Source organism: Streptomyces sp. NPDC127097 (assembly GCF_042724075.1).
Lineage (GTDB): Bacteria > Actinomycetota > Actinomycetes > Streptomycetales > Streptomycetaceae > Streptomyces.
On record NZ_JBHXFI010000031.1, the window covers coordinates 41,140 to 57,298 of the forward strand.

A 16,159-nucleotide genomic window follows, 5' to 3' on the forward strand; every position below is an offset into this window, starting at 1 on the left:
GGGGCCCGTACGCTCAGGCCGCAGGCGGCTCCGCCGGTGCCTCCGCGGCCGGCAGTTCGACCTCGAAGCGGCAGCCCGCCCCGGTGTTCCGTACCGTCGCCCGGCCCTCATGGGCCGCCACGATGCCGCGGACGATCGCCAGGCCCAGCCCGGCGCCGCCCTTGCCGTCCGCCCGCGGGGTGCGCGCCGCACCGCCGCGCCAGCCGGTGTCGAAGACCCGTGGCAGATCCTCCGGCGGGATGCCGCCACAGCCGTCCTCGACCGCGAGCACCACCCGGCCCTCCTCGTGCCGGGCGCTGACCGCGACGGTGCCGTCGGCGGGGGTGGCGCGGATCGCGTTGACCAGCAGATTGCCCAGGACCCGGGTGATCTGCTGGGCGTCCACCCGCACCGGCAGCGGCACCACCCCGCCGTCCACCAGCCGCACCCCGCTCGCCCGCGCCAGCGGCCCGGCTCCGGCGAGGGCCTCGTCCACCAGGTCGTAGACCGACACCCGCGACAGCGTCAGGGCCAGCGCCCCGGCCTGGATACGGGACAGTTCGAAGAGGTCGTCGACCATCGCGGCGAGCCGGTCCACCTCGATCCGCATCCGTGCGTGATAGCGCGCGGTGTCCTCGGCGACCCCGTCCTCCAGGGCCTCCGCCATCGCCCGCAGCCCGGCGAGCGGAGTGCGCAGATCGTGCGAGATCCCGGCGATCAGCTCGCGCCGGGAGGCATCCAGCGCCCGTTCCCGCTCCCGCGCCTCGGCGAGCCGCCCGCTGGTCTCCTCCAGCGCCCGGGACAGCGCGGCGAGTTCGGCCGTGGGTGGTTCGGCGGGCGCCACGAAGCCGCCCTCGCTGCCGACCGTACGGGCCGAGCGCGCCAGCTCCCGGCTGCCCGCCGCGATCCGCCGCCCGAAGAGCAGCGCCGCCGCCAGCGACACCACCCCGGAGACGGCCACCACGGCCATCACCACGCCCAGGTCGTGCCCGGACAGGAACATCGCCTGGGCGACCGCCACCGTCCCCGCCGCCATCGCGGCCACCGCCAGTGCCGCCACCGCGAACAGCGACAGCGCGACCGAGCGCCGCCGCAACGCCCGTACCGCGGGCGCGGCGAGCAGCCCCGCCAGCGCCGCACCGAGCGCCGCCAGCGCCACGATGACCAGGAAGTCCGTCATGCGCGCAGTTCCCCTCCGGGCAGCGGCCCGTCCTCCGGCAGCGGGCCGTCCTCCGGCGGCGGCTCGTCCTCCACGGGGTCGAAGCGGTAACCGGCGCCCCAGACCGTGGTCACCAGCCGCGGCGCCGCCGGATCCGCCTCGATCTTCTCGCGCAGCCGCCGTACGTGCACGGTCACCGTCGACAGATCGCCGAACTCCCAGCCCCAGACCCGGTGCAGCAGCTCCTCCCGGGAGAAGACCCGCCCGGGGTGCCGCATGAAGTGCAGCAGCAGATCGAACTCCCGGGCCGTCAGGGTCAGTTCACGGCCCGCCCGGATCGCGCGCCGGCCGCCCGGGTCCGCGCTCAGGTCACCGGCCCGCAGAACCTGCGCCGGGGCGGCGGCCGGCGGCGGGGCCTCGGCCCTGCGCAGCACGGACCCGATGCGCAGCACCAGCTCACGCGGGCTGAAGGGCTTGGTGACATAGTCGTCGGCGCCCATCTCCAGCCCGGCGATACGGTCCGCCTCCTCACCGCGCGCGGTGAGCATCACCACCGGCACCGAAGACCCCTCCTCGTGGCGGCGCAGCCTGCGGCACACCTCCAGACCGTCCAGTCCCGGCAGCATCAGGTCCAGCACGATCAGATGCGGGCGGAAGGACGCGGCGCGGTCCAGGGCGGCGAAGCCGTCGGCGGCGTGGTCGGTCGCGTATCCGGCCCGGGAGAGATAGCCGGTGACGACCTCGGCGACGGTCGGATCGTCCTCGACGACCAGGACGCGGCGGGGCGTCGCGGACGGGGACGGCGGGTGGGGCGTGGTTCGGTGCACGGGATCAGCGTGCCATCGCATCGAGGTCCGCGGCACCGAAGGAGACGGAGAACCGCTTGCACCACACCACGGCGCTGTGGAACCGGGACAGATCGGTACCGGAGGCGACGGCGTAGTTCTGATTGCCCTGGTTGCCCTTGAGCTTGCCCAGCTCCACGGCCCCGTCCCCGAGCCCCTGCTCGGCCCCGGCGGCGCTGCGGGTCGACAGATAGACGCGTACGTCCGGGCCCTCGGAGGTCTTGAGGTCCTCCAGCCGCAGCACCCGCGAGCCGTCGGCGAGCCCCAGGGTGCGGGCCGTGCCGCTGGTGTCGTGCTCGTGGGAGACGAAGCGGCCACGGGCCAGCTCCTTGTCGCCCGTGCCCGTCTTGGCGGCGGGGGCCGAGGCGGCGGTCCCGGCCGCGGGCAGTGACTCGTTCACGGTGGTGGTGGTGAACGCCCGCCACGGCTGGAAGAGGTAGAGCGCGAACGCGGCGACCAGGGCGAGGACCAGAAGGGCCGGGATGACGGTGCGGCGGGTCAGCGAGATCTTCATGCCCCCAGAAAACCCCGGTGAGCGCCCGTCGCGCGCGCCGCGGACGGGTTCCGTAAGGCTCCGGTAATCAGTACCGGGGCGGGTGCCGGGAGGGGTGGGCCGGGGCGTGCTGCCGGTGCACCCGGCCCCTCAGTCCTCCAGCGCCTCGGGTCAGTCCTCCAGTGCCTCGCGCACCCGTCGCGACACCGTGAAGGCGTACAGGTCCAGCACCCCGGGCGGCTCGGCCAGCCCCGGTCCGCCGGCGCGGATCCACGCCGCGATGTCCGCCAGCGCCTCGTCGTCGTTGACCAGCCCCAGCCAGACCGGCCGTCCGCCGGCCGCCCGGCCCGCGGCCGACGGCTGGACCACGACCACATTCGCCTGGTCGCAGACGTCCAGGCACTCCGAGGCGCGCACCGGCGCCGCGCCGTCGAGCGCCGCGCGCAGGCGGGGGATCTGCCCGGTGTGGTCGACGCCCGGGATCTTGGCCGCGTCGCCACAGCAGCAGCCGCGGCATACGGTGACCCGGCACGGGGCTGCGGTGGCGGTCCGTCCGGCAGGCTTGTTGATCACCGATCCATGCTACGTGGGCCGTTGACGGCCCCCGACGCCGGGAGAGGAACCCGGCCCATCGGGAGGGAATCCCCGCCCATCGGGAGGGAAACCCGGCCGCCCCGCCGGGATAGACACCGGCCTCACCGGGATAGACATCCGGCATGCCCCTGACCGAATCCCCTCCCCCTCAGCCCGGTTCCGCCCCGGAGCGCGTGATACCCGGCCCGGCCGGACTTCCAGTGCTCGGCTCGATGCTCGACCTCCGGCGCGACTCGCTCAGCACGTTCTTACGAGCCCAGCGGGAGCACGGCGATGTGGTCCGGCTGGAGGCCGGGCCGCCCGGCCTGCGCAGCGTCTTCCACGCGGTCTTCGCGCCCGAGGGCGTACAGCGGATCCTCGCCGCTCAGGCCGCCAACTTCCGTAAGGACCACCCGCTTTACGAGGAGGTCCGGCAGGCATTCGGCAACGGCCTGCTGACCAGCCAGGACGCCGACTACCTCCGGCAGCGCCGGCTGGTGCAGCCGCTGTTCACCAAGCGCCGGGTCGACGGCTACGCCTCGGCGGTGACCACCGAGGCCGCCGGCCTCGCCGACCGCTGGCGGACCGCGGACGGCAGCACCGTCGACCTGGTCCCCGAGATGAACCGGCTGGCGCTGCGCACCGTCTCCCGGATCCTCTTCGGCCTGGACGCGGAGGCGGCGGTGGACGCCATCCACCGCTGCGCCCCGGTCATCAACGCCTATGTCGTACGGCGTGCTTACGTCCCCGTGAAGATCCCCCGCGAGTGGCCCACCCCCGGGAACCTGCGGGCCCGGGCCGCCACCGACGAGCTGAACGCGCTGTGCGACCGCATCGTGGCGGACCGGCGGTCGTCGCGGGAGACCGCCGGTGACACGGACGGCGCGGGCGAGGATCTGCTCTCCCTGCTCGCCGCGGCCGGCAATGACGAGGACGGCTCGCTGGACGCGACCGAGGTCCGCGAACAGGTCCTGATCTTCCTGCTGGCCGGGCACGAGACCACCGCGACCTCCCTCGCCTTCACCCTCCACCTCCTCGCCCGGCACCCGGAGGAACAGACCCGGGTCCGCGACGAGCTCGACCGCGTCCTGGGCGACCGCGCTCCCACGGCCGCCGACCTGGACCGTCTGCCGTATCTGACGCAGGCGCTCAAGGAGTCCATGCGGCTGTATCCGGCGGCGCCGGTGATCAGCCGCCGGGCCGTGGCGGCCACCGAGATCGGCGGATTCCGCATCCCGGCCGGTGCCGATGTGGTCGTCGCGCCCTGGGTCACCCACCGCGACCCGGAGCTGTGGGCGGACCCGGAGCGCTTTGACCCGCGGCGCTTCGAGCCGGAGCGGGAGGCGGCGCGGCACCGCTATGCCTGGTTCCCGTTCGGCGGCGGGCCGCGCGCCTGTATCGGACAGCACTTCTCGATGCTGGAGTCCGTGCTGGCACTGGCCGTGCTGCTGCGCGCGTATGAACTCGACGCCGTGGACGAGGAGGTGCCGGTCTCGGCCGGCATCACCCTCCAGGCGACCGGTCCGGCGCGGGTACGGCTGCGGCCGCGCGCCGGGGCGGGGGAGTAGCGCCGGGGACGCCGTCCGGGGAGAGCAAATAAACGCAACGAAAATAGCGTTTGCTTTTCGGCGGCGTCCCCCGTACCGTCAACATCGTTCCTGTTGCCGCCGATCGGAGAAGGCCGTTGCTCGTCTGAGGTCATGAGACACCGCGCCCGTGAGCGGTGATCCGCCCTGCGCTTCCGGTATCCGGAGCGGTGGATCATGCCTCACGCGGCCCGTCCGCGACCTCGGCGTACCCGCACGGCGTACCCCGGCGCACACCGGCGTTCCGACGCGGTGTCTCCCTGCGTAGTCCGCATGCACCCCACCCGCGCCCAGGAGACCTGTATGTCCATGTCCGCCACCTCCCCGTCCGCCGCCTCCATCGTCTGCACCGGCCTCGGCTTCACCTGGCCCGACGGCAGCCCCGTCCTGGAGGACTTCCCGCTGGTCGTCGGCCCCGGCCGCACGGGCCTGATCGGCCTCAACGGGGCCGGAAAATCCACCCTGTTGAAGCTGATCGCGGGCGAACTCACCCCGACCGCGGGAAGCGTCAAGGTCGCCGGCGAGATCGGCTACCTCCCGCAGCACGCCCCGCTCGACACCGCCCTGCGGGTCGACGAGGCGCTCGGCATCGCCACCGCGCGCGCCGCGCTGCACGCCATCGAAGGCGGCGACGCGAGCGAGGAGCACTTCACCGCCATCGGTGACGACTGGGACGTCGAGGAGCGCGCCCGCGCCACCCTCGACCAGCTCGGACTGCCCGGTATCGACCTCGACCGCACCATCGGCGAGGTCTCCGGCGGCGAGTCCGTCCTGCTGCGGCTGGCGGCCCTGCTGCTGCGCCGGCCGGACGTCCTGCTGCTCGACGAGCCGACCAACAACCTCGACCGGGCGGCCCGGGAGCGGCTCTACACCGCGGTCTCCGGCTGGTCCGGCGTGCTCGTCGTCGTCAGCCACGACCGCGAACTCCTCGAACGCGTCGACCGGATCGCCGACCTCCGCGACGGCGAGGTCCACTGGTACGGCGGCAACTTCAGCGCCTACGAACGGGCCCTCGCCGTCGAACAGGAGGCGGCCGAGCGGATGCTGCGGGTCGCCGAGGCCGACGTCCAGCGCCAGAAGCGCGAACTGGCCGGCGCACAGATCAAGCTGGCCCGCCGGGTCCGCTACGGCAACAAGATGAGTGCCCAGAAGCGTGAGCCGAAGATCGTCATGAACGAACGCAAGAGGGAGGCCCAGGTATCCGCGGGCAAACACCGCATCATGCACACCGAACGCCTCAAGGAGGCCAGGGACCGGCTCGACGAGGCCACCGAGGCGGTCCGGGACGACGACGAGATCCGCATCGACCTGCCACACACCGCCGTGCCGCCGGGCCGGACCGTGCTCACCCTGCGCGCGCTGCAAGCCCGTTACGGCGTATCCGCCGAGCTGGACGTGCGCGGCCCCGAACGGATCGCGCTGACCGGCCACAACGGCTCCGGCAAGACCACGCTGCTGCGGACCATTGCCGGTGTGATCCCGCCGGAGTCCGGCACGGTGGAGACCCATGTCCCCTACCGCTTCCTGCCTCAGCGGCTGGAGGTGCTCGACCCCGCGCTGACCGTCGCCGAGAACGTCGCCCGCTTCGCCCCGGACGCCACCAACAACCGCATCCGGGCCCGGCTCGCCCGCTTCCTGTTCAAGGGCGCCCGTGCCGACCAGCCCGCCGGCACGCTCTCCGGCGGCGAACGCTTCCGCGCCTCGCTCGCCGCGCTGATGCTGGCCGAACCGGCCCCGCAGCTGCTGCTGCTCGACGAGCCGACGAACAACCTCGACCTCGCCTCGGTCCGCCGGCTGGTCACCGCCCTGGAGTCCTACGAGGGCGCGCTCCTCGTCGTCAGCCACGATCTGACGTTCCTCCGGGACCTCGGCATCACCCGCTGGCTGTCGACGGAGGGCGGTGAACTGACCGACATCGCACCGCTGTAGGAGGGGCGGGGCGGGCCCACTGCCTGGCCCGCCGCCCGAAAACCGGTTGCCGCCCCCCTTCCCGTAGGCCACGATCCACCTCATGACCTACAGGAAGGGCGGCCACCGCCCCACCCGATGACCGCGCGGACCCCGGGCCAGGACCCGGTCCCCGCCCCGTCAGCCACCGGTCCCGACCGCCCTGCCGACGTGACTGCGGCGGTCCTCGACGGATCCGTCCTCACCCCCGGCGACACCGTCCGTACCACCGTCTTCGACGCGGTACGCGCCGAGCCGGACGGTCCGGTCACCCACGAGCTGACCGCACTCACCCGCCACCGGCGCCCCGCCGTACGCCGCACCGCGCTCACCCTGCTCACCGAGCTGTCCTTCAGCGGTCCCCAGCCCTGGCCGGGCCCGGTCGAGGCGGCCGCGGCCCGGCTCCACGACCCCGACCCGCACGCCCGCCGGACCGCCGCCCGCCTCCTCGTACGCGCCGGCGGCGACGACCGGGCCCGCACCGCCCTCGACAGCCACCCCGACCCCGCCACCCGTATCGCGCTGGCCGACGCACTGCTGCTGTACGCGCGCCACACCCCGTGCCCGCCCGGACCGCTGCGCACCGACCCGCTCCCCGAAATCCGCCTGCTCGCCTGTATCGAGGAGCTGCGCACGGCGCCGGAGGAGGAGTGGCCGGCCCTGGACGCGCAGACGGTGGCGGAGGTCGGCGCACTGTCCGCCCATGACGCGGACCGCGGTCGGCCGCTCGGTCTCCGCTGGGGCGACGCCCTGTTCCGGCAGGACCGGGAGCAGCACTGCTACACCACCGCCGCCCGGCTGCTGACCGGCGCCGCGGGCCCCTACGGCCAACGGACCGGGGTGCACCTCGCCCGGCGGGCCCTCCAGTCCTGGCGGGCCGCCCCCGCCACCCTGACCCCGCACCTCACCGCCCTGGTCCGCACCGCACCGGCCGCCCTGCGCGACCTCGCCGTGGACGCGCTCTGCGCCTCCCGCACCGCCACCCGCCTGGCCGCCGACGACCTGGCGGCCCTGCTGCCCACCACCGTCAACGCCCGCTCCGCCACGGCCTGGAAGATCACCTACGCCCTCGCCACGGTCGACGACCCGCGCGCCGCCCCCTCCGTCCACGCCCGTCTGGCGTCGGGGGCACCACCGGCCGGTGCGGTCGCCGCCGTCCGCGGTCTGCTGCGCTCCGGGACCGCCGACCCGGAGCATCTCGTCCCCGTCATCCGGAGGTTGCTCCGCTCCGACGATCCGCTCGCGGTGCCGACGGCCCTCGCGCTGAGCGAGGACCTGGGCCCCGCGGCGGCGGCCTGCGTCCCCGAGCTCATCGCGGCGCTCCGCGCCGAGTGCGCCCGGTGCGATGCCCAGGGCGCCGAGTGGGCCGGCCGGCGAGAACTGCGCCTGGTCACCGCGCTCGGCCGGATCGGCCCCGCCGCCGGCGCCGCGGTGCCACTGCTCGAAGGGCTCAGCCGCGCCTCCCGGCAGCGGGCCGGTCACCGGGAACTCGCCCTCTCCCGGATCACCGGCGAGCGCCACCACGTCGACTCCGCGCTGCGCGCCCCCTCCCGGCTGCGGCGCTATGTGTCCGACCGCTCCGCGCTCTTCGACTGGCTGCTCGACCACGGCGGCCTGGCCCCGGACCAGTCCCGTCAGCTGCGGGACCTCGTCCTCACCCGGCCCGGCGCCATGCAGGTCTTCGGATCACGCGCCCTGTGGCGCCACGAGGGCCCGGCGGCCGCCGGTGACCTGCTCGCCGTCCTCCCGCAGTATCTCGACGACGATCTCTTCGGCCCCGCCGCCATGGCCACCCTGGCAGCCATGGGGGAACACGCCCGCCCGGCCCTGCCACCCCTGCGGGCACTCATCGGCCGGCGCACCCGGCTCCCGCTCCACGCCGGTTCCGAGGACGCCGATATGCACGCCGACGAACAACTCCTGGAAGCGGCCCGGCGGACGGTCGGCGCCATCGCCGTCCAGGGCGTGTCCGGCGGATCTGACCACGATCCGCCGGACCGCCCCTAGCCGCCCTGAGGGGCTTTCACCGGCCCCCGTGCCCCCGGGCGCCCGCCGCGAACAGTCCCAGGGTCTCCCCGCATTGTGAATGCAGCGGCTCCGGCGGCGCGTCCGGGGCGAACCAGCCGAGCGCGTCGAACTTGTGCGGCTCGCCGATCGTCACCCCGTCCGGGGCCACCCGTACGGCGAAGACCACCGCGACCCAGTGCGAGTCGACCGGATCCCCGCGCAGCACATTGCGCACCCCGATCTGCTCGATGCCGAGCGGCCGCACCCCGTACTCCTCACGCACCTCCCGGGCCACGGCCGTCTCGAAGGACTCCCCGAACTCCAGCGCCCCCGCGCCGCAGTCCCAGGTCCCCGGCTCGTCCCGGGCCCCGGCGCTCCGCCGCGCCAGCAGCACCCGCCCGGCACCGTCATGGCACACGAAAACACAGGACACCTTGGGTCCCACCGCTGTCATCTCTCCTCCCACTCCCTGTCAACTCCCCTCGCTCCGCTCAGAAGTGGTGCAGCAGCTCGCCGAACGCCGGCAGCCGCAGCACCTTCTCGTCGGCCGGGTCGAGCTCACCGTGCTCCAGGACCCAGGTGTGGTCATGGGGGATGAAGACCGCGTTCAGGCCCGCCGAACGGGCCGGCAGGATGTCCGACTTCGGGGAGTTCCCGATCATCCATGTCGAGCCGGGCACCAGGTCGTAGGCCCGCACCAGCTCCTCGTAGGTGGCGACGTTCTTCTCCGCCACGATGTGCACGTCCCGGAAGTGCCGGGTCAGCCCGGAGGCCGTCACCTTCCGCTGCTGCTCCTCGGTGTCGCCCTTGGTCAGCAGCAGCAACTCGTGCCGCCGGGCCAGTTCGGCCAGGGTCTCGGCCACCCCGGGGATCAGCTCCACCCGGTCCCCGGCGAAGGCCGCCGCCCACCCGGCGATCCGCGCCGACTCCTCGGCCGTCGCGGCCCGTCCGCGCAGCCGCGCCACACACTCCCCGAGGCTGTGCAGAAAGACCTTGCTGCCGTATCCGAGCGTCAGCGCGTTCGCCGCCTCGATCCCGTCGAGCACGGCCCGCACCCCGTCCCGGTCGAGCTCGGGGTGCGTCATCCACTCCAGGAACTCGTCGATGACCCGCTCGAAGATCACGTTGTTCTCCCACAACGTGTCATCCGCATCGAAGATCAGCATCCGTCCGTCAGCCCTTCTCCCAGTTCACCGGCCTGCGCACCCTACGCAGGCCCGGCGGCCGCCCGCACCGGATATTCCGTGCGGGGGAGAGGGAGGTCCCGGCCGGTGTCTCACCACCACCGGAGGTACGACAGCAGCCGCAGCAGTTCCAAGTAGAGCCAGACCAGGGTCATCGTCAGCCCGAACGCGACGTACCAGGCCCACCGGTGGGAGGCGCCGGACCGCAGCAGGCGGTTGGCGGCCTCGAAGTCCAGCAGGAGGAAGAAGGACGCGGCGGCGACCGCCAGCACACTCACCCCGAGGGCCAGGACACCGCCGTCCCGCAGCCCCAGGTCCGCGCCGAACCCCCACCAGGCGACCAGCTCCACCAGCAGCAGCACCAGCAGCCCGAGCGCCGCCCCGACCGCCCAGCGCGTCGCCTTCGCACCGATCCGCACCCTCCGGGTGCGATACGCCGCCAGCATGCCGGCGAAGACACAGCCGGTGCCGAGGACGGCCTGGGTCCCGACCCCCGGATGCAGCGCGTCGAAGAACTGCGTCGCCTCGCCGAGCACGATCCCCTCGACCGCCGCGAACAGCAGGGCCGGTGCGGCACCGGGCCGGGGCCGGAGGGCGAGGAAGATCCCGAGGCCCATACCGGCGAACAGGGCGGGCAGGGCGAGGTACCCGAGCTCCAGGAAGACGGTGAGGAAGGCGCTCGCCACCAGGACGGCGAACACCGCCAGGGTCTTCACGACGATGTCGTCGAGCGTGATCGGCCGGTCCGCGGCGACCGCCGGGGACGCCTCACCCGGCCTGACCGGACCGGCCGGTGACACCGCACCGTCCAGCGTCAGCAGATTACGGATCGCAGGGTTGCTCGTCGTGGGCACCGGCCCTCCCGGAGGATCGAGAAGTGCACAACTCCGTGTTGTCACAGCATAGTTGGCGAAAACGGGGAATACCTCAGTCCACCTCTACGACCTGCCGCGGGCCCGGCACGCTCGCCCGCAACGCCCGCGTCACGTCCGCCACCGCGGGGAACACGGTGTCCGCGCCGGGCGGGGAGGCATACGGCAGCGCCGTGCCCAGATGATCGCGCCAGGGCGCGGGCACGGCGATCGGCCGGCGGATACCGGTCAGCACCACACACTGGACCGCCTCGGCACCGTGGTCACGCAGCGCGGACCGCAACCGGCCCGGCAGCCCCAGGCGTTGCGGCACCGCGGTGTTGAGCAGTCGCTCGCCCAGGCTCTCGCCCTGCCCGGCGAGCTCGGCGCCGTGCAGCTGATGGACGGTGTCACGGATGGCCGGGTACTGCTCCGGCAGCACCCCGCGGCAGCGCAGCACGACCACGGTGTGCGTTTTCCCCTCGGCCTCCACCTCACAGGCGATGTCGAACGACATCCGCCGCTTGAGGAAGCCGTAACGGACCTCATTGATCACCTGAAGATTCGCCTCGGGGTCCGGCCGGCCGGTCTCCGGGGGCGGCTGGCTGTACAGCCCGTGGAGCTGTTCGCCGACCGTCACCGTGCCGGTGAACAGCCGCCGCAGACCGACGGCCACGGCATCGCGCTCGTACAGCTCCAGCCAGGCGGGCAGCCGGCTGACGCTGCTGAGATCGGGCGCCAGCAGCCGCGCCGTCTCGGCGTGCTCCAGCGCGTCGTCGCGCATCTGCTCGGTGAGCAGACCGATCCGGCGGCGCAGCTCGATCAGCGCCAGCGCGTCGAACTGCGCCGCCTCGTCACCGTTCCGCTGCCCGCCGACGCCTTCGAGCACCCCCGCCAGCACCTGGGTCGGGGCGGCCTCGGCGGGCCACCCGCGCCGCCGGGCCAGCTCGGTGAGCCGGTCCTGCGCGTACGGGGTCAGCCAGCCCCGGCCCTCGACGAAGCCGCCCCAGTCACGGGACTCCAGACCGTGCCGGGCGGCGAGCCTCGGCAGCCGGGCCAGCAGCGCCAGCAGCAGCAACTCGGCGTCATCGATGCCGTCCTGGTGGTGCCCGGTCTCCCGCAGCGCCTGGGCCAGTTGATGCCCGTCGAAGAGGGTCGCGAACACCTCGGACTCCGGGCACCCCAGGAGCTCCGTGAGCAGCGGCTGCGCGGCCGGGCCGACCAGCAGATGCAGATGCCGCCCGGTGAACACGGCCGGCAGCTCGGGCGGGGTGAAGGCGGCCCGGACCCGGGCCGCCAGCTCCGCCAGCTTCCCCTCGGCCTCGCTGAACCGCCCGATCCGGTGCGGCAGATCATGCGCGGCGAAGTTGCCCAGCGCCTCCTCGGCAGCCGCCCTGGCACGGTCCGAGCTCCGCACCATCCATACGACATACAGCTCGTTGTCCATGTCCTACCTCCCCGCCACCCGGCCGTAGCGCGGGGGTTCCTGCCCGGTGAGCACCTCGAAGAGCTCCTCGGCGGCGCCCCGCGACCCCCCGGCGTACGGCCCCAGCAGAATCTCCTCCAGCGCCCGGCCGAGCTTCGCCAGCGCCGCGTCGACGGCCTCCTGATGCTCGGCGAGCTCCTCACCGGCCTCGTCCAGCTGCCGGGCCAGCCGGGCGTACTCCACCGCGTTCCGGAAGAGCCATACCGCGTACTCCCGCTCGGGGCTCACCTTGTTCAGCGCATCGCCCTTGCAGCTCGCCCGCGCCCGCGGCAGCCCCTGGAACAGCCGCCGGATGCCCTTGTCCAGCCCGGCCTCCGGCAGGCTCTCCAGCCAGTCCCCGGTGAACTCCTCGTCCGCGCTGCCCGCTTCGTCCAGGGCCCGCAGCGCGACGTCGGGAAGTCCGGGCATCTGATGCCCGAGCAGACCGGGGATCTCCCGGGACTCCAGCCGGGCGGCCCGGCACTCCACGATCGCCCGCAGCAGCCAGACCCGGGCCTGCCACCGCGTCTCCGTACGGATGTCGTCCAGGCACTCCCGCGCGGTGAGGAACGCCTCGTTGCGCATCGCCATCAGCGCCCGGTCCATCCCCTCACCGAGCGAGGTGTGCCGTTCCGCGGTCCGCAGCGCCGTCTCGATCCGGTCCTCCTCGGCGGCGTCGGGCCCGGCCGGCTGGAGCGCCTCGATCATCCGCCGGGCGATGCCGTCCGGCCGCGCCCGCAGCGCTTCGAGGAACCGGCGGCTGAACTCCTCCTCGGCCCCGGGCTGTTCGGCCAGAGCGGCGAGGTCGTCCCAGAGCGCCTGCGCGGACGGGCCGACGGCGTCGGCCGGGGCCGGCTCGGCGTGGTCCGTGGCGTCCCGCACCACCAGCACGGCGCGCCCGGCATCGGCGAGGACCGCGGACCGCTCGGTGTCCACCAGCGTGTACGGGTGGCTGAACAGCACCGCCGGGTCCTCGGCGGTCGGCGGCAGATAGCGGCTGATCAGCACGGTGTGCGGGGTGAACACATCCTCCGGGGCGATGCCGTGCCGGCGCAGCGCGCACCGCCACTCGAACCACAGCATCGGCGCCGCCTCCGTGCACCAGGCGCGAAAGGCCCGTTCGGTGGCGGGACTCTCGTCCGGGACGACGCCCCGTAACGCGGCATCGAGGAACCGCCCCGCGGCCACCTGCCGCGCCGGGGCGTGCGGCCGGTGCACCGCCGTCTCCAGCTGCTCGACCAGCTCCCGCATCCGCTTGGCCCAGGCCCTCCGGATCTTGATCAGATGCGGAACATTGACCTCGTAGTACTTCTCGGTGGGCACCTCCTCCGGCTCGGTGAGCCGGATGGTCCGCCCGGTCGCCTCGTCGAACCGCACCACCAGCAGCACCGTCGCCGGCCACAGCGTCCGCCGCTCCTCCTCGCTCGCCTGCTCATAGGCCCGCATATCGGCCGTCAGCTGCTCGATCTCGGTCTCCAGCTGGTCCAGGCGCAGCCGGGCGTCCATCGTCAGCCGCTGCGACAGCACCCGCTGATGGGCCTGCTCGACGCTCACATAGGCGTCCGTGGTGAACAGATCCGGGCTGAACTCCAGCCCCACGGACGCCCCCTGCCCCCTGACCGTACGGAGATACGGCTGAAGGGACACCAGACCGTCGCCCCCGGCGGCGCGCGGCGCACGCAGAAAGGCCCGGTCCGTCTCACCCGCCGCCCGGTCCGCGAGCGCCCGCATCCCCTGGGTGTACGTCACCAGGTCCGCGTACGCGAGGTCCGCGACCTCCACCAGGCCGGTCTCGTGGGCCAGCGACCGCAGCAGGCCGACGAAGTCGCGCAGCGCGCCCCGGGCCGTCGACGACGCGGCATCCGCCACCGTCACCGACCGGGCGCGGAACACCGACGGGATGTCCGGCGTGGCCTGGGTGCCGGACAGCCCGGCGGTGACCCGGATCAGCCCGACGCCGATGTGGTCGCCGACGAAGTCGCCGCTCTCCGGGCCGCCCAGCCCGTTGACCCGCAGACAGGTGGTCAGCGCCGCCTGCACCACCTGCTGGCGGATCTCGGGAAGGCCCGCGCCGGCCACCAGCACCTCCACCGGGCCCTGTTCGTCCCCCGCCACCCACGCCCGCACCAGCGACGACGGGAGCGCGGCCCGCACCTGCGGCGCGAGCGCGGCCCGCGGCCCCCAGGCGAGCGGCGCGGGGAACAGCGGCCCGCACTCCGCGGCCTCCCGGGCCCGCCGGGCCCACCGGGCGACCGGCCCGTCGTCGGTCAGCGGATCACCGGCGGGCACCCGCAGCCCCAGCGCCCTGGCGTGCAGCACCAGCGCGAGATCGTCCTCGGTGTCACCGAACAGCGCCGCGTCCGGGCACTGCTGGAGCCAGTACTGCCACAACCTGCTCACCAGGCGCTTCGGCACGGCCGGCCGGCTGTCCCGGAAGCGCTGTGCGATCCGCTCGGCCTCGTCCGCTGTCCAGGTGTGCGGCAACCTGCTCAGCACCTCGTCGACGGCGTCCCCCCGCATGGATCTCCTCTCGTCGTCACATGTCGCCGGCACACCGGAATCCGACGTTCCCGCGGCACTCGACCGGTGACCGGGGCGACAGTTGCTCCCGCAGCCGAGCCGCGGGGGTGTCATAGGCCCCGCCGCGCAACACCGGCGCCCCCCTGTCGTCCACGCAGATGTCCCAGACGTTACCGAGCAGATCGCCGATGTTGTACGGGTTCGAGGGGAATTCCCCGACCGGGGTCAGCGCGGCATGACTGCCCAGGAAGTTCACCCGGCCCGCCGCGATCTCCGCCCGCCACCACTCGCCGCTCCGCCCGGCCCGCGCCGCCAGCTCCCACTCCACCGCGGTCGGCAGCCGCAGCGGCAGGCCCAGCCGGCGGCCCGCCCAGGCCAGATACGCGCGGGCCGCGGGCGCGCTCACCGCGACCACCGGGTGGTCCGCGCGCCCCGCCGGGAAGTCCGCACCGTGCCAGCCCGCCAGGTAGTTGTCGTCCACGTCCGTGCCCGCCGCCCGCGCGGCCGCCGGGTGCCAGCGCGCGTTCGCCGGATCGCGGAGGAAGGCACCGAACTGCGCATGGGTCACCGGGTACCGGCCCAGCCACATCGACCGCGTCTCCGTGAGCGCCACCGGGACCAGCTGCGGCCGGGCGGGCACCGGCCCGCCGGCCGGCCCCCGCACCCGCGCCGGGGACACCACCCCACCGTCCGGCGGGGCCATCGCGCCGGCCGTCGCATCCGCCGGAACCCGCGGCGGCGCCTCCCCGGCCGCGGGCCGCGCGACCGTCACCCCGGCGCGGTTACGGAACAGACAGATCTCCCCGGCGGTCTGGCGGGTGCTCAGCTGGGGCAGCGGCCGGGACTTCGCGGTGAGCGCCGCCGTCAGCTCCGCGAACAGCGCCGCCATGCTCAGCAGGGCGGGCCGCCCCGGTACCCCGTCCGCCACGAGCCGGATCAGCTCCCCGGTGAACGCGGTGTACGTCTCTCCCGGCGGGGCCAGCGCCTGCCGTGTCGCGGCGGTGGCGGTGAGCACACACGCCCCCTCGACGGCCACCGCGGGCGCGACATCCGGGGCCTGCATCAGACCGTCCAGCGCCAGCCCGCTCCAGCAGCAGTCCAGGATCACCACTTTCCGCCGGGCGGTGGGCCGCCCGCCCGACGGGTGGAGCAGGACCGACCGCAGCTCCTCGTAACGCAGTGCCGTGTACGACGGGCCCGACTGCGACCCGGGCAGCGCGAGATGGAGCTCTCCCGAACGCGGATCCACCAGACCGTGCCCGGCGTAATACACCACCACGGTGTCGGTCGCCTCGGCGGTGGCGTCCTCCACCGCCTTCAGGATCGCCTCCCGCGGTGCCTGCCGCAGCACCCGGCACCGATCGTCGGCCAGCCCCCAGACCGCCGGATCACGGCACAGCTCCCGCAGCCGGCCGACATTGCGCGCCACCGCCGGAATATCGTCCAGCTGCGTATACGCATGGGTGCCGATCAGGACGGCGCACGAGCGGGACGGATCGGACAACGCCCCCGCCACCGCACTACTCCCGCCGCCCGGGCCGGCCCACCGG

Annotated in this window: 13 protein-coding genes; 3 read left to right on the forward strand and 10 right to left on the reverse strand. The window is 74.0% G+C overall.

Annotation, left to right across the window (positions count from 1 at the left end):
• Positions 1 to 13: 13 nt before the first annotated feature.
• From ACFWJW_RS23010 to ACFWJW_RS23025, 4 genes are all read right to left on the reverse strand, one after another.
• Positions 14 to 1,159: a sensor histidine kinase gene (locus tag ACFWJW_RS23010; protein ID WP_387244394.1), complete on the reverse strand. Its 1,146-nt coding sequence runs from the start codon at positions 1,157 to 1,159 to the stop codon at positions 14 to 16.
• Complete coding sequence (locus ACFWJW_RS23015) at positions 1,156 to 1,986, reverse strand: response regulator transcription factor (RefSeq protein WP_387244397.1); 831 nt, start codon at positions 1,984 to 1,986, stop codon at positions 1,156 to 1,158. Before ACFWJW_RS23015 ends, ACFWJW_RS23010 begins: the two co-directional genes overlap by 4 nt.
• A complete protein-coding gene (locus tag ACFWJW_RS23020; RefSeq protein WP_387244401.1) occupies positions 1,970 to 2,497 on the reverse strand; it encodes a DM13 domain-containing protein in 528 nt (175 codons plus the stop codon). Before ACFWJW_RS23020 ends, ACFWJW_RS23015 begins: the two co-directional genes overlap by 17 nt.
• Before the next feature lie 150 nt (positions 2,498 to 2,647).
• Positions 2,648 to 3,049: a (2Fe-2S) ferredoxin domain-containing protein gene (locus tag ACFWJW_RS23025; RefSeq protein WP_387244403.1), complete on the reverse strand. Its 402-nt coding sequence runs from the start codon at positions 3,047 to 3,049 to the stop codon at positions 2,648 to 2,650.
• A 143-nt stretch (positions 3,050 to 3,192) separates the two neighbouring features.
• Here ACFWJW_RS23025 and ACFWJW_RS23030 point away from each other — a divergent pair, with 143 nt between their 5' ends.
• The 3 genes from ACFWJW_RS23030 to ACFWJW_RS23040 all read left to right on the forward strand — a co-directional run bounded on the left by ACFWJW_RS23030 (position 3,193) and on the right by ACFWJW_RS23040 (position 8,589).
• Positions 3,193 to 4,617 (forward strand): cytochrome P450, encoded by a 1,425-nt coding sequence (locus ACFWJW_RS23030; RefSeq protein ID WP_387244406.1) that lies wholly within the window; start codon positions 3,193 to 3,195, stop codon positions 4,615 to 4,617.
• A gap of 321 nt (positions 4,618 to 4,938) precedes the next feature.
• Positions 4,939 to 6,564, forward strand: coding sequence for an ABC-F family ATP-binding cassette domain-containing protein (locus ACFWJW_RS23035; protein WP_387244532.1), 1,626 nt, complete (start codon positions 4,939 to 4,941; stop codon positions 6,562 to 6,564).
• 189 nt (positions 6,565 to 6,753) lie between these two features.
• Positions 6,754 to 8,589 (forward strand): hypothetical protein, encoded by a 1,836-nt coding sequence (locus ACFWJW_RS23040; protein WP_387244409.1) that lies wholly within the window; start codon positions 6,754 to 6,756, stop codon positions 8,587 to 8,589.
• 16 nt (positions 8,590 to 8,605) lie between these two features.
• On the opposite strand, the gene ACFWJW_RS23045 is transcribed toward ACFWJW_RS23040, so the two are convergent.
• The 6 genes from ACFWJW_RS23045 to ACFWJW_RS23070 form a co-directional block, all read right to left on the reverse strand.
• Complete coding sequence (locus tag ACFWJW_RS23045; RefSeq protein ID WP_387244412.1) at positions 8,606 to 9,043, reverse strand: NUDIX hydrolase; 438 nt, start codon at positions 9,041 to 9,043, stop codon at positions 8,606 to 8,608.
• A 37-nt stretch (positions 9,044 to 9,080) separates the two neighbouring features.
• Positions 9,081 to 9,755: an HAD family hydrolase gene (locus tag ACFWJW_RS23050; RefSeq protein WP_387244415.1), complete on the reverse strand. Its 675-nt coding sequence runs from the start codon at positions 9,753 to 9,755 to the stop codon at positions 9,081 to 9,083.
• Between the two features lie 110 nt (positions 9,756 to 9,865).
• Positions 9,866 to 10,627, reverse strand: a complete 762-nt coding sequence (locus ACFWJW_RS23055) for a Bax inhibitor-1/YccA family protein (RefSeq protein ID WP_387244419.1) — start codon at positions 10,625 to 10,627, stop codon at positions 9,866 to 9,868.
• 73 nt (positions 10,628 to 10,700) lie between these two features.
• Positions 10,701 to 12,071: a hypothetical protein gene (locus ACFWJW_RS23060; RefSeq protein WP_387244422.1), complete on the reverse strand. Its 1,371-nt coding sequence runs from the start codon at positions 12,069 to 12,071 to the stop codon at positions 10,701 to 10,703.
• A gap of 3 nt (positions 12,072 to 12,074) precedes the next feature.
• The gene (locus tag ACFWJW_RS23065; RefSeq protein WP_387244425.1) at positions 12,075 to 14,609 is read right to left on the reverse strand and encodes a hypothetical protein; all 2,535 of its coding nucleotides are present in this window, start codon (positions 14,607 to 14,609) and stop codon (positions 12,075 to 12,077) included.
• Between the two features lie 16 nt (positions 14,610 to 14,625).
• Positions 14,626 to 16,113, reverse strand: a complete 1,488-nt coding sequence (locus ACFWJW_RS23070; protein WP_387244428.1) for an SUMF1/EgtB/PvdO family nonheme iron enzyme — start codon at positions 16,111 to 16,113, stop codon at positions 14,626 to 14,628.
• Positions 16,114 to 16,159: the final 46 nt, after the last annotated feature.

Excerpts from the sequence above, each read along its gene's own strand:
- ACFWJW_RS23010 (WP_387244394.1), bottom strand. The coding sequence starts at position 1,159 with ATGACGGACTTCCTGGTCATCGTGGCGCTGGCGGCGCTCGGTGCGGCG.
- ACFWJW_RS23015 (WP_387244397.1), bottom strand. The coding sequence starts at position 1,986 with ATGCGATGGCACGCTGATCCCGTGCACCGAACCACGCCCCACCCGCCG.
- ACFWJW_RS23020 (WP_387244401.1), bottom strand. The coding sequence starts at position 2,497 with ATGAAGATCTCGCTGACCCGCCGCACCGTCATCCCGGCCCTTCTGGTC.
- ACFWJW_RS23030 (WP_387244406.1), top strand. The coding sequence starts at position 3,193 with ATGCCCCTGACCGAATCCCCTCCCCCTCAGCCCGGTTCCGCCCCGGAG.
- ACFWJW_RS23035 (WP_387244532.1), top strand. The coding sequence starts at position 4,939 with ATGTCCATGTCCGCCACCTCCCCGTCCGCCGCCTCCATCGTCTGCACC.
- ACFWJW_RS23045 (WP_387244412.1), bottom strand. The coding sequence starts at position 9,043 with ATGACAGCGGTGGGACCCAAGGTGTCCTGTGTTTTCGTGTGCCATGAC.
- ACFWJW_RS23050 (WP_387244415.1), bottom strand. The coding sequence starts at position 9,755 with ATGCTGATCTTCGATGCGGATGACACGTTGTGGGAGAACAACGTGATC.
- ACFWJW_RS23060 (WP_387244422.1), bottom strand. The coding sequence starts at position 12,071 with ATGGACAACGAGCTGTATGTCGTATGGATGGTGCGGAGCTCGGACCGT.
- ACFWJW_RS23065 (WP_387244425.1), bottom strand. The coding sequence starts at position 14,609 with ATGCGGGGGGACGCCGTCGACGAGGTGCTGAGCAGGTTGCCGCACACC.